At 50.4% G+C, this 11,647-nt stretch carries 15 protein-coding genes and 1 pseudogene; 4 read left to right on the top strand and 12 right to left on the bottom strand.

All coding sequences use genetic code 11. From position 1 onward, the window contains the following. Window positions 1-113 precede the first annotated feature (113 nt). Window positions 114-1,889 (top strand): GmrSD restriction endonuclease domain-containing protein, encoded by a 1,776-nt coding sequence (locus tag FTE26_RS05240; RefSeq protein ID WP_001132405.1) that lies wholly within the window; start codon window positions 114-116, stop codon window positions 1,887-1,889. Between the two features lie 75 nt (window positions 1,890-1,964). Here FTE26_RS05240 and FTE26_RS05235 read toward each other — a convergent pair whose 3' ends face one another. The 11 genes from FTE26_RS05235 to FTE26_RS05185 form a co-directional block, all read right to left on the bottom strand. Beyond that, complete coding sequence (locus tag FTE26_RS05235) at window positions 1,965-2,411, bottom strand: phage virion morphogenesis protein (RefSeq protein WP_000829131.1); 447 nt, start codon at window positions 2,409-2,411, stop codon at window positions 1,965-1,967. Beyond that, complete coding sequence (locus FTE26_RS05230) at window positions 2,404-2,835, bottom strand: phage tail protein (RefSeq protein WP_001039937.1); 432 nt, start codon at window positions 2,833-2,835, stop codon at window positions 2,404-2,406. The genes FTE26_RS05235 and FTE26_RS05230 overlap by 8 nt, the downstream gene beginning before the upstream one ends. Beyond that, complete coding sequence (gene lysC, locus FTE26_RS05225; RefSeq protein ID WP_224065133.1) at window positions 2,798-3,046, bottom strand: Rz1-like lysis system protein LysC; 249 nt, start codon at window positions 3,044-3,046, stop codon at window positions 2,798-2,800. The genes FTE26_RS05230 and lysC overlap by 38 nt, the downstream gene beginning before the upstream one ends. After that, a complete protein-coding gene (lysB, locus tag FTE26_RS05220; protein ID WP_000196202.1) occupies window positions 2,931-3,359 on the bottom strand; it encodes an Rz-like lysis system protein LysB in 429 nt (142 codons plus the stop codon). The genes lysC and lysB overlap by 116 nt, the downstream gene beginning before the upstream one ends. After that, complete coding sequence (locus FTE26_RS05215) at window positions 3,356-3,871, bottom strand: lysozyme (RefSeq protein ID WP_001069911.1); 516 nt, start codon at window positions 3,869-3,871, stop codon at window positions 3,356-3,358. The genes lysB and FTE26_RS05215 overlap by 4 nt, the downstream gene beginning before the upstream one ends. Next, the gene (locus tag FTE26_RS05210) at window positions 3,852-4,067 is read right to left on the bottom strand and encodes an HP1 family phage holin (protein WP_000171568.1); all 216 of its coding nucleotides are present in this window, start codon (window positions 4,065-4,067) and stop codon (window positions 3,852-3,854) included. Before FTE26_RS05210 ends, FTE26_RS05215 begins: the two co-directional genes overlap by 20 nt. A 3-nt stretch (window positions 4,068-4,070) precedes the next feature. After that, the gene (locus FTE26_RS05205; protein WP_000868175.1) at window positions 4,071-4,274 is read right to left on the bottom strand and encodes a tail protein X; all 204 of its coding nucleotides are present in this window, start codon (window positions 4,272-4,274) and stop codon (window positions 4,071-4,073) included. After that, complete coding sequence (locus FTE26_RS05200) at window positions 4,274-4,738, bottom strand: head completion/stabilization protein (RefSeq protein ID WP_000673514.1); 465 nt, start codon at window positions 4,736-4,738, stop codon at window positions 4,274-4,276. The genes FTE26_RS05205 and FTE26_RS05200 overlap by 1 nt, the downstream gene beginning before the upstream one ends. A gap of 95 nt (window positions 4,739-4,833) precedes the next feature. Next, window positions 4,834-5,484, bottom strand: coding sequence for a phage terminase small subunit (locus tag FTE26_RS05195; RefSeq protein ID WP_000059204.1), 651 nt, complete (start codon window positions 5,482-5,484; stop codon window positions 4,834-4,836). 3 nt (window positions 5,485-5,487) lie between these two features. Continuing rightward, complete coding sequence (locus tag FTE26_RS05190; RefSeq protein WP_272457514.1) at window positions 5,488-6,546, bottom strand: phage major capsid protein, P2 family; 1,059 nt, start codon at window positions 6,544-6,546, stop codon at window positions 5,488-5,490. Between the two features lie 16 nt (window positions 6,547-6,562). Beyond that, the gene (locus FTE26_RS05185; RefSeq protein WP_000216236.1) at window positions 6,563-7,396 is read right to left on the bottom strand and encodes a GPO family capsid scaffolding protein; all 834 of its coding nucleotides are present in this window, start codon (window positions 7,394-7,396) and stop codon (window positions 6,563-6,565) included. Between the two features lie 142 nt (window positions 7,397-7,538). On the opposite strand from FTE26_RS05185, the gene FTE26_RS05180 reads away from it, so the two are divergent. The 3 genes from FTE26_RS05180 to FTE26_RS05170 all read left to right on the top strand — a co-directional run bounded on the left by FTE26_RS05180 (window position 7,539) and on the right by FTE26_RS05170 (window position 11,083). Continuing rightward, entirely contained in the window at window positions 7,539-9,305 is a 1,767-nt protein-coding gene (locus tag FTE26_RS05180) for a terminase ATPase subunit family protein (protein WP_001098403.1), read from the top strand. Next, window positions 9,305-10,372: a phage portal protein gene (locus FTE26_RS05175; protein ID WP_000520354.1), complete on the top strand. Its 1,068-nt coding sequence runs from the start codon at window positions 9,305-9,307 to the stop codon at window positions 10,370-10,372. Before FTE26_RS05180 ends, FTE26_RS05175 begins: the two co-directional genes overlap by 1 nt. Window positions 10,373-10,456: 84 nt before the next feature. Then, window positions 10,457-11,083 carry a hypothetical protein gene (locus FTE26_RS05170; protein WP_048237166.1) on the top strand — a complete coding sequence of 209 codons (627 nt, stop codon included), beginning with the start codon at window positions 10,457-10,459 and terminating at the stop codon, window positions 11,081-11,083. Between the two features lie 376 nt (window positions 11,084-11,459). Here FTE26_RS05170 and FTE26_RS20010 read toward each other — a convergent pair. Further along, window positions 11,460-11,642: pseudogene (locus FTE26_RS20010) on the bottom strand (hypothetical protein). Window positions 11,643-11,647 lie beyond the last annotated feature (5 nt).

Below are 11,647 nucleotides of genomic sequence, written 5' to 3'. Positions count from 1 at the left end.
AGCAACGCCTTTAATTATTAAAAGCCAATTAATTTAGGCGGTTACTATGTTATCTTTGACACAAAAGATGTTTATTGACAATATATAAGTTCAATCTAACAAGGAGAAAAATTATGCCAAATGAAAATCTTGATATTGACTCAAGGACTACCGAGCAATTATACGAATGGTATTTGCAAGGAAATTTGATAGTCAATAGACGTTATCAAAGGAAACTTGTATGGTCTCTAGAAGAAAAGACTTCTTTAATATCTTCTATGCTGCAACAATATCCTATTCCGTTATTATTATTTGTTACCATCAATGAACAAAGAGAAATATTGGATGGAATGCAAAGATTAGAAGCAATTATGAGCTTCATCGAACAGAGATTTTCATTAGATGGACAATATTTTGATTTGGACTCTATAGCTTTAACAAAACAACTTAAAGATAATGGAACTTTAATTCAGAAAGAACCAATCCTTTCCCGTGATTCTTCAGCAATTATTGCACGTTATCGATTTGCAATATCAGAATATAGCTCCACAAATGAAAATATTGACGAAGTATTCAGACGAATAAACTCAAACGGGAAGATTTTATCCAAACAAGAATTACGTAGTGCAGGAACAGTTAGTAACTTCTCTGAACTGGTCAGATCGATATCAACATCGATCAGAGGTGATACTAGCCATTCTGACATTATGAATCTCCAGCAAATGCACAAAATTTCAATCAGTAACGATAGATTGGAGTACGGGGTAAATATCGATAACCACTTTTATATAAAACATCATATTTTAACAAGACGAAGTATTCGTGATTCTGATGACGAGGAATTGATAGCCAATATCCTTGCATATATCAGTCTAGAAGAAAAACCCACATCTGGGTCAACTTCTCTCGACACATTCTATGGTCAAGGAAACTCCTCTCATGCTCATGGTGTCAGACAGCAATTAGAGTCTTTCATTCAAACCAATAACGCTGCCACTATTAAGCAGAATTTCATAGCTGTATATGAATTAATTACAAGCCTATATGACGGAAAAAATGATACTTTTAGAAGCCATATTTTAGGGGAGGATAATTCATCTCAAGAATGCCCTCGTTATTATCAAGCTGTGTTTTTGTCTATTTATGAACTTCTTTTCAACCAAAATATGCAATTAATTGATAAAGAAGGTTTATTCTCGCAATTAAAAAACACTGGCAATACCATAATTATGGTTACCGATGGTGGCCGCTGGGCTGCAAGCACTCGTGAAAAAAGTGTTAATGATCTTGTTGCATTAATAAGTCGTTACTTCCAACCTGCTCCTCAAAAGTATGTGAATCATGCTTGGGTAACTGAAATTCGCAATCTATTAACAAATTCTAGAACTGAACAACCAAGTTATGATTTCAAACAAGGGTTCTTTAATTTATCAGGTAAAAATGAATTTGATGATGAATGTTTAAAAGGAATATTACAAACTTGCGTAGCAATAAATAATATTGGAAAAAGCGCAAAAGGCTATATTTTAGTTGGTATTGCCGAAAATAAATTAACCGCAGATAGAATTCAACATTTATATGGAGTAAATTCAATTGAGTTCAATGGGTTCTATATAAACGGAATTGATCATGAAGCAATGTTAGTCTCTGGTAGCATTGATGATTACTTTATGTTAATAAAACAAAAAATACAAGGATACAATTTCACTGAAACTCTAAAACAGCAGATACTTAAGAATATTGAGTTTTGCTCTTACAATGGCTTACACATACTCAAGATAACTATTCAGAGCACAGGTCAAATTTGCGACTTTGAGAATATGTTTTATATCAGACAAGGCTCATCGACTGATCCAGTTACGGATACACAAAAAATCTCAGCTCTATTTAACTCTTACATGAACAGCTAATCAATCGCCATCTCCACTGGAGCTGGCTTATGGATAAAAACAAAAGACGAGAGGGCTATTTAAACCTCCTCGTCTTTATTTTGATAGCTCCTCCTTTATGCTCATAATAATATTTTCTTCTGTTTTATAAGATAAGCCCAATAAAGTACGTTGCGGATATTTCGCGATTAAACCTTTTTTATTTACCCGATCACGCAGGCCGTAATGGTGAACACGGGCAATACGCTGTACCATACCTTCAAACTGCACGCTGGCAGAATCGGCGCTGGCGGCAGTTTTCAGGTATTTTGTGGTGCGAAGCTTTGTAAACATCTGACGTTTGATGCGCCCCTTTTTACTACGTGCTGTTACCCTTCGCGGTTCATAGCTGCTGCCATCAGGATTACGCTGCATCCTGATGTTCTGCTGCTGTGTCCGGCGCAGTTCCTGCGCCAGCTGGCGCATCATGCGGCTTCTTGCGGCTGGCTCCAGATTCGCCAGCAAGGCACTCAGCCAGTCGTCCACCTTCTGCAATTCAGCCACGTTTCACCGTCCACATTTCTTCAGGTTCATCGGGTTCCGCTACAGCTTCAACACTCGACACACTGCCGTCAGTGCTGACCAGCACACGCTCCGTCAGTTGCAGGTTAAGGCTGATATCACAGACATCGTTGCGCAAAATATCCACCTCAAAGGTGAATAACTTTTCCCGTAACGCCGGGTTATTGATGGCATCAGGCTGGTTATCCCGCAGCCACAATAAAACCGGGGCCATCAGCAGATTCTGGTCGCCGCTGAAATCCTCAATCACCGCGTTCAGGGTGTAACGGTACTCCCACGACATGGAGCTGGCCCCCGTGGCAACCAGCGAACCGTTATCCACAAACAGATGCAGTTTGTCCGGGTTATTGCGGACATAAGGCACTGCTTTATTGAGGGCGTGGCGCAGGGACTGTGGTTTGTTCACTGTTTCGCTCCTGACACGCAATAATCATGTCCACTTTGTCTGCACAGACCGCCCAGGCGGCCTCCGTTTCATCCAGCAATGCGTTCAGATCACCGTTAGTGCGCGGCGCTGCCTGCTCCAGCCGACACGGCGTCACTCGCGGACAACCACTGACGGTAAGCTGCACCTCCGGTGAGTGCCGGACGTTCCCGCAGCCGGATAATGTCAGCAGGCAAAGGAGTATCAGCCCAGCGGCGTAAATCCTCGTTCTCACGTTTCAGTTCCTCGATCCGGCGTTGTCGTTGTCTCAGCAGTGCGCTGGTCTGTTCTGCTTCGGCGTAGAGCCGCGCCTGCTCCCGGTTGTTGGTTTCAGCCAGAATGGACAGACCGATCAGCTGGCTGTTTTTCTTCGTCAGTTCTTGCGCTTTACTTTTCAGCGCCGCGCGCTGCGTTTCGATGGTGTGGCTGGCGCTGTTAAGCCGCCACGACTGCCAGCCCAGCGCAACGAGTGCCAGCGCCACCACTACTGCCAGCGCACGCGTCATAGTCCAGCTCCTTTAAGGCACCAGGCCATCTCCCGCGCACGGCGGTTATCCAGCCCCTGATTAAACACACCTTTCACATAAACCCAGCGCGGCAACTGTCGGCACGCATCCGCCCAGCGCCGCTGATTGAGTAACTTCACCAGCGTGGAACTGCAGGCATTGCCCGTCCCCACGTTGAAGGCAAACGACACCACCGCGTCATACACCTTTTGTGGCGGCTGTTGCTTCACACATCTTTCCAGCGCCCGCTCCACACGTAGCACGTTTGAGATCAGCCCTTCTGCTGCCTGTCGTTCCGTAATGGTTTTGCCGGGAATGACGCCCGATGTATTACCAATGCCGTCGGTCCAGACACCCGCGCTGCACTGATACGGCTGCAGACGACAGCCTTCGTAATCGGCAATCAGTTTCAGCCCCTCCACGGAGGTGTGAAGCTGCTGAAAACCCGGCAGCGTGGCAGCAATAGCCAGCACGGCTCCGACAAGGCAGCGTTTAACGATTGATGGATTCATAGTCCTCCCGCGAGATCTGCCCGTCACGCAGAAGCTGGTAGGCTTTGTGTTTGTAGTACCAGTTGATAGCCAGCATCAGCACACCAATCATCAGGCCGCCCAGCGTTGAGGCATCCTTGATGGACAAATCGCCCAGCCAGGCCAGCACGACGGCGATGCAATACGTGATAAAGGCGCTGATTCGCTCAAGCGTCATAATTCAGTCCCATAGCTGGACGGTCTGCACGGTGGTGGTTGTCGGTATGTCCGGCAGCTCCACCTGCAACCCGTGAGGTAAAAAGGGGCCGTATTCGGCAAGCCCCGGATTTGCCTTCAGTACCTGCTCCGTGACACCCTGCGTGCGCCCGTAATGACGCCAGCAAAGCGCGTCCACCGTGTCATACTGATGCGCACGCACTTTCATCAGATAAGCTCCACTGTGCAGTGCGGCGCATCCTGCACCCGGCTGATGGCCCAGCGGGCGTCACGCCACAAATCACCGCTTGCTTCCGCCAGTTCCTCGCCCCGCTTCACACCGGACGCCGTGGCGTCATAGTCCTGATAACGCTCGTTGAGCATGGCGCGTGCCCAGCAGTAAACCGCGTTGAAATAGTGCTGAATGCGCTCACTTTTGCCGTCCAGCAGTTCCGCCGGAACCTCAGCCAGCGACGCATACCCCAGCATCTGCTGACGTCTGCGAAACTCATACAACTCTGCGTTGACCTCCGAAATTGCCGACAGGGCAACCTGCTTTAAACGCGGCTGCGTCACCGTGCCGTCAGTGCGCATGACACTGCGAAACTCCGACAGGTCCACATCAGGCCAGAACGGCGTATTTCTGATGATTTCCGCCTGTTCCGGTGCCTGTTCTGGCGCAACAAACTTCATGCTGCTTTCTCCTGAAATAGAGGGCGGTGGACGGGGTTTTGATGTGGCAGTGCCTTTCGCCACCCCGTGCCGCCCGTGCGCGGGGGCACGTTCTGTCAGCGGCTGTCATTGCGCAGTCTGCGCTCCAGCTGCTGTTTGTCTTTTTTCACGCCACAGCGGGGATCGAGCTGTAGCGCATGGTTGAGATGATTAAGGGCGGAAGCCGGATTGCTTTCACTCAGTACAGCGCCAATCGCTTTATGCAGACGCGCCCGTGACTGGTCCGGCATATCCAGACCGTCTGTCAGTTCCAGTGTCTGCAGTAACAGATCGGCATCAAAGCCGGTGGCGGCAAGCATTGCGCTCTGGGCTGCATCTGCCATTTCCTCTGCCAGCACGGTCTGCACGTTGCGGTTACCCAGCGGCATCACCCAGCCATGACGCAGGGCATGACGCCCGATCTCCAGCGCCCCGGCATAATCTCCGGCATCAATGCGCCACAGCATCACGTACATCAGCACGTCATCCTGTTGAGTGCCTCCGGCAGCCAGGACGCCCTCTGCCCAGGCGGCGTACTTCGGCAGCAGCTCCACCTTTATTTCCGCTTTTTTCACCGTGGACTGAACGCCCTTGAGACGGCGGCGGTCTTCCGCCAGTTGCAGCAGCATCAGGTCATAGCCCGACGCGTGGCGAACACTGCCGCCCTCACGGGCGGCCTGTTCAGCCTGAACGCGCAGGCGATGCTGCCGTGCGGGACTCAGGCTCATGGATTACGCTCCGGTTTCTGCTGCGGCGGCGCTGAAGTCGCCAATCTGGATGTTTTCCACCAGTGCGGCGCAGCGGTAGTCCTCAACCACATAGGCTTCGTTAACGGATTCAAAATTTTCAATCCGGTCACGTTTCGGGTTGTCGATAACTGAACGGCGGCGGGTGTCTTCCTGCCAGTAGATGGACAGGTTATCCAGACGGGTGATTAGCAGCGCATTCGGCGGGAAGAACGGCGCACGCACGGCCTGCAGGCCACCCATGCGTTTCTGACTGATGATCATATCGGCATCCAGTTTTTCACTGTTTTCCTGCTCTTTGTTGACCAGCGGGAAATACTTGTCAGACAGCAGTTCACGCCCGCAAATAACCACCAGATCGTCATCGTCCTGGTAAACCATGTCGATAAGCTCATTGACGGCATCCATCACTACGGCGTCCAGGTTGGCATATTCGCCACCTTTCCCGACTTTCACCGCACCCGGTGTGGTTTCACCGCCCGTGGTGGTGCTGCCCATGACGTGATCCGGTGCATCCTCACGGATTTTCTGCAGCCAGCCTTTATTCACATCCTGCAGCAGCGGGTTTTCGCTACGGTTGGAGGTTTTCGCACGCTTCACGCCGTTAAAGCCGATCATGATGCGGTCCAGTGCCTGACGTTTCACGATGGCGTCACGGATACGCACCTGGAAATCCTGAAACTTCGCCCACAGGTCCAGCTTCGCGTAGGTCAGCACCGTGTCAAAGTTGGTCTGCTCGCATTTATATTCCACATCGACCATCAGCGTCGGATCGACAGGTTCACGCTCTTTCGCGGTGGTATCAGTGGTTCCGGCAATGGTGCTGCCAACACCCAGCCCCAGCAACTGACCGGACTGCTCAGTCACTGGCGTGACGTTAATCAGTGTCAGGAAAGCGGCGGACTGCTGGATCTGGTCTTCCAGCGTCTGCTGCACGGACGGTTCGACGGTGAACTTGCTGGACAGTTCTTCAACTGCAACACCGTTCAGACGCGCCAGCTGCTGCAGGTAAGCGTTAAAAGCAAAGCGGGTATTCTTCTTCATCGGGTTTTGTGCTCCATCAGCAATTGGTCAGAGTGTCAGCGGGGGCGTTACCGCCTGTTGCACGCTGGCGGTAGTCCTGGCGGCTGTCTTCATGACTCAGCTTATCCACCAGTTCGTTAAAGGCGGCTTGTTGTGCCTGCAGGGCAGTCTCCAGCTCAGACAGACGTTCTTCCTGCTCAGACAGGGATTTTTCGGTGCGTGCGCTCAGGTTTTGCTGCTCAGTGGCGACCAGCTCCACGGCCTTATGCACATCAGAGAACCGGGCATCGTCGGACTGCTCTTTTTTGGTAAACAGCGCCGTGACACGGGCAAACAGGGAGGGTTTGTCATCCTGGATTTCTTCCAGTTCGATCACCGTTTCCTCTGCAGCGGTAAAGAGATTGGCAGGATTCTGCTTGCGGTTTGCCAGCGGGTTATGGGCTGCACTGGCGCTGAATGTCAGCATTTCAGTGCCCAGACTGGCAGGGTCATCAGTGGCAGCCAGGCCGACCAGGTAGGCTTTGCCCGTATCAGCAAACTTCGGGCTGACTTCCATAGAGGTGAATAATTTCTGGCCTTTTTTCACCAGCTCCACCAGTGATTCCGTTGGCTCAACGTCGGCATACAGCGCCATCTTGCCTGCCAGCGGACCTTCCGTGATTTCTTCAGCAAACAGCGCCGTCACCTTGCCGTAGCGGTTAAAGGTGCTGTCCGGCAGATAAGACTTGATGTGCTCAAGGTTAATCAGCGCGGTATACACCGCCGGGTTATAGCTGGCTGCCATCTGTTCCAGCCATTCACGCTGGATTTCGCGTCCGTCGGTGGTGGCACCTTCCACCCCGATGCGAAAACGCTTTGCTTTCACTGTCATGAGCCGTGCTCCGTTAGAAAAAACTTACTGGAGCCTTATGGTTGCGGTGATGGGGGCAGTGAAACAATGCGCGGTATTTGTACCGACAACCACACAAACCGCAGGCGGGGAAAGCCTTCATTCAAGGCTGTAGGTTTGTGCCATGAACACCACACTGACACTCGCAGATCTCGATCCCCGTCGGCAGGCCATGCTGCTGTACTTTCAGGGATACCGCGTAGCCCGCATTGCTGAAATGCTGGGCGAGAAAGTTTCAACCGTTCACAGCTGGAAAAAACGCGACAAGTGGGGTGACTATGGGCCGCTGGATCAGATGCAGCTCACCACCGCCGCACGCTACTGCCAGCTCATTATGAAGGAGCACAAAGAAGGGAAAGATTTCAAAGAGATTGACCTGCTGGCGCGCCAGTCGGAACGCCACGCGCGGATCGGCAAGTTTAACAATGGCGGCAACGAAGCCGACTTAAACCCTAACGTCGCCAACCGCAACAAAGGCCCACGCCGTCAGCCGGAAAAGAACGTTTTCACCGATGAACAGATTGAGAAGCTGGAAGAAATCTTCCATTCCTCCATGTTCAACTACCAGCGCCACTGGTGGGAAGCTGGAAAAACCAACCGCATCCGCAACCTGCTGAAGTCACGCCAGATCGGCGCGACCTTTTACTTTGCCCGTGAAGCCCTGATTGACGCCCTGCTTACCGGACGTAACCAGATTTTCCTTTCCGCCAGTAAGGCACAGGCTCACGTCTTTAAGCAGTACATCATCGACTTCGCTAAAGAAGTGGAGGTGGAGCTGAAAGGCGATCCGATGGTGCTTCCTAACGGGGCCACGCTTTACTTCCTCGGCACCAATGCCCGCACGGCCCAGAGTTATCACGGCAACCTGTATCTGGATGAATATTTCTGGATACCGAAATTCCAGGAGCTGCGCAAAGTGGCTTCCGGTATGGCTATTCACAAAAAATGGCGACAAACCTATTTTTCCACGCCATCCAGCCTGACACACAGTGCTTATCCGTTCTGGTCCGGTGCGCTGTTCAACCGTGGGCGCAACAAAGCCGATAAGGTGGACATCGACCTGTCCCACAGCAATCTGGCCCCCGGCCTGCTGTGCGCAGACGGGCAATACCGCCAGATAGTCACCGTAGAAGATGCGGTGCGCGGCGGCTGTAACCTGTTCGACCTTGACCAGTTGCGCATGGAATACAGCCCGGACGAATACCAGAACCTGCTGATGTGTGAGTTCGTGGACGATCTCGCGTCCGTGTTCCCGCTCAGCGAGCTGCAGGCGTGCATGGTGGACAGTTGGGAAGTCTGGACCGACTTTCATGCACTGGCCCTGCGCCCGTTTGGCTGGCGCGAAGTGTGGATCGGTTATGACCCGGCAAAAGGTACGCAGAACGGCGACAGCGCCGGATGCGTGGTGGTGGCACCGCCAGCCGTGCCGGGCGGTAAGTTCCGCATTCTTGAGCGTCACCAGTGGCGCGGAATGGACTTCCGCGCCCAGGCTGACGCCATCAAAAAACTGACCGAACAGTATAACGTGACCTATATCGGCATCGACTCGACCGGCGTCGGTCACGGGGTTTACGAGAACGTGAAAGCGTTTTTTCCTGCCGTCAGGGAGTTTGTCTACAACCCCAACGTTAAAAACGCCCTGGTACTCAAGGCCTACGACATTATCAGCCACCGCCGTCTGGAGTTTGACGCCGGGCACACCGACATTGCGCAGTCATTTATGGCAATCCGTCGCGCCACCACCGCCAGCGGCAACCGCCCGACCTATGAAGCCAGCCGCAGCGAAGAAGCCAGCCACGCCGATCTGGCCTGGGCAACGATGCACGCATTGTTTAACGAACCGCTGCAGGGCGAATCCGCCAATACCAGCAATATTGTGGAGATTTTTTGATGGGAAAGAGTAAGAAGAACCGCGCTGCGGCGACGAAACAGATCCAGCTTAAAAGCCAGACTACAGCCGAAGCATTCAGCTTCGGCGATCCCGTTCCTGTTCTGGACCGCCGAGAACTGCTGGACTATGTGGAATGCGTACAGATGGACCGTTGGTATGAGCCGCCCGTCAGCTTTGACGGACTGGCGCGCACCTTCCGCGCTGCCGTGCATCACAGTTCCCCGATTGCAGTAAAGTGCAACATTCTGACCAGTACCTATATCTCTCATCCACTGCTCAGCCAACAGGCTTTTTCGCGTTTTGTGCAGGACTATCTGGTATTTGGTAACGCCTACCTGGAGAAACGCACGAATCGATTCGGTGAAGTTATCGCCCTTGAGCCTGCGCTGGCAAAATACACCCGACGCGGGTTAGACCTGGATACCTACTGGTTTGTGCAATACGGTATGGCCACGCAGCCGTATCAGTTCACGAAAGGCAGCATTTTTCATCTGATGGAACCGGACATCAACCAGGAGATCTACGGCCTGCCCGGTTATCTTTCAGCCATTCCGTCCGCCCTGCTCAATGAGTCCGCCACGCTGTTCCGTCGAAAGTATTACATTAACGGCAGTCATGCTGGCTTCATCATGTACATGACCGACGCTGCGCAGAACCAGGAGGATGTGAACAACCTCCGCAACGCGATGAAAAGCGCCAAAGGTCCAGGCAACTTCCGCAATCTGTTTATGTACTCGCCTAACGGCAAAAAGGACGGACTTCAGATTATCCCGTTGTCAGAAGTCGCAGCGAAGGATGAGTTTCTGAATATCAAGAACGTGAGCCGCGATGACATGATGGCTGCGCATCGTGTGCCGCCACAAATGATGGGGATAATTCCCCAGAACATCGGCGGCTTTGGGGATGTAAGCAAAGCAAGTAAGGTATTTGTTCGTAACGAACTGACGCCTTTACAAAGGCGAATACAAGAACTTAATGAGTGGCTATGTGACGAGGTTATCAAGTTTGACCCCTACAAACTTGATATTGAAGATAACAATCACTCTGCTATCATACCTATCATCTAAATTTCAACCGCCATCAGGCGGTTTTTTGTTTCCAAACCAAACCTACTATGATACACACAGTAGGAAAAAAATTGGAGCATTTATATGGATATCGAAAAGCTAAAAGAATTTTACGAAAAACTTTACTTTCAGGAAACGGAAAATAAAGACAAGATTTACAACAGAATTCAAATGATATTTGGATTAATAGTAATCGACGCAACTATCGTAACATATCTGCTTAAAAACACATCCTTTGAAAATCATGCATTCTTTGCCTGCATTGTTATAGGACTTTCATTATTATCAGTGTTTTTTATTTATAAAGCCTGCATGCTCCTAAAAAAAGCATTTTGGGGTAATGAATTCAAATACATTCCCAAACCTAAGGAAATAGACGAATACTACAATGGCCTCATTAAATATGAAGCAGACTATAAAAAATATTGTGATAATAATGGGCTTACCTATAATGGTGAGCACTCATCAAGTAAAAAGTTCAATGAATACTTAGTAAAACAACTAGTAGAGTGTACTAGTTGGAATACTAAGAAAAATGAAATGAGAACAAGTCAAATATATCGAGCCACTAAATTCTTTTTTTTCTCACTAATTCCATTAGTGATAGCGGTTGGCTTTTTTTTAGCGATGGATCTCGATTCAGCCTCGCCAAGGAAGACTAATGAGCCACATTTCATTATTATACCTGTAGATAATATCAGGAGATTATGATGGGAAAAGCCCCTACACCTAACAAGCCACCAGCGAAGACTCCAACTCCGCCGACACCGCCGACACCGCCTAAATCTAGGCTAGTGAGAGACGATGATTCGAAAGCCAAAAGCAAAAGAGGTTAAAGTATCATGATAAAGCCCAGCAACGAAGGAACTGGAAAACCAAATTCTACAAGTAAATCACCTGTACCGCCTCAGCCGCCTCAGCCGCCTCAGCCGCCTCAAACAAGGTTAGTACGAGAAAGCTTTGGAGAATACATTTCAAAGAGAGATACGAAAAATGACAAAAAATAACGAGCAAAAACCACCACCACCACCACCACCACCACCACTACCACCATCGTCCCGCATGCTATTTGATCACGCGGCCCCCCCTAAGAAGAAATAACCTTAAGCCTGCGACTTAGCAGGCTTTCTTCATTAGCGCGCGCTCGTATCCCCGCCACGCCTGCCCGCTTTATGTAGTGGTTTTCATGCAGGTGCATGATCTACGCAAAAGCCCGCCAGTTCTGGCGGGCCTTAGCAAAAACGATCCTCAAACGATCATGCAATCTCATGCAGC

Source organism: Escherichia sp. S10b, assembly GCF_028421345.1.
Lineage (GTDB): Bacteria > Pseudomonadota > Gammaproteobacteria > Enterobacterales > Enterobacteriaceae > ECMA0423.
The sequence above is the reverse complement of the archived record's forward strand: the minus strand, read 5'-3'. Positions and strand labels throughout refer to the sequence as shown.

Bases quoted from the DNA above. Each gene is read 5' to 3' on its own strand.
- FTE26_RS05195 (WP_000059204.1), bottom strand. From the start codon at position 5,484: ATGAGCCTGAGTCCCGCACGGCAGCATCGCCTGCGCGTTCAGGCTGAA.
- FTE26_RS05170 (WP_048237166.1), top strand. From the start codon at position 10,457: ATGGATATCGAAAAGCTAAAAGAATTTTACGAAAAACTTTACTTTCAG.
- FTE26_RS05215 (WP_001069911.1), bottom strand. From the start codon at position 3,871: ATGAATCCATCAATCGTTAAACGCTGCCTTGTCGGAGCCGTGCTGGCT.
- FTE26_RS05200 (WP_000673514.1), bottom strand. From the start codon at position 4,738: ATGAAGTTTGTTGCGCCAGAACAGGCACCGGAACAGGCGGAAATCATC.
- FTE26_RS05240 (WP_001132405.1), top strand. From the start codon at position 114: ATGCCAAATGAAAATCTTGATATTGACTCAAGGACTACCGAGCAATTA.
- FTE26_RS05190 (WP_272457514.1), bottom strand. From the start codon at position 6,546: ATGAAGAAGAATACCCGCTTTGCTTTTAACGCTTACCTGCAGCAGCTG.
- FTE26_RS05175 (WP_000520354.1), top strand. From the start codon at position 9,305: ATGGGAAAGAGTAAGAAGAACCGCGCTGCGGCGACGAAACAGATCCAG.
- FTE26_RS05180 (WP_001098403.1), top strand. From the start codon at position 7,539: ATGAACACCACACTGACACTCGCAGATCTCGATCCCCGTCGGCAGGCC.
- FTE26_RS05185 (WP_000216236.1), bottom strand. From the start codon at position 7,396: ATGACAGTGAAAGCAAAGCGTTTTCGCATCGGGGTGGAAGGTGCCACC.
- lysB (WP_000196202.1), bottom strand. From the start codon at position 3,359: ATGACGCGTGCGCTGGCAGTAGTGGTGGCGCTGGCACTCGTTGCGCTG.
- FTE26_RS05205 (WP_000868175.1), bottom strand. From the start codon at position 4,274: ATGAAAGTGCGTGCGCATCAGTATGACACGGTGGACGCGCTTTGCTGG.
- FTE26_RS05210 (WP_000171568.1), bottom strand. From the start codon at position 4,067: ATGACGCTTGAGCGAATCAGCGCCTTTATCACGTATTGCATCGCCGTC.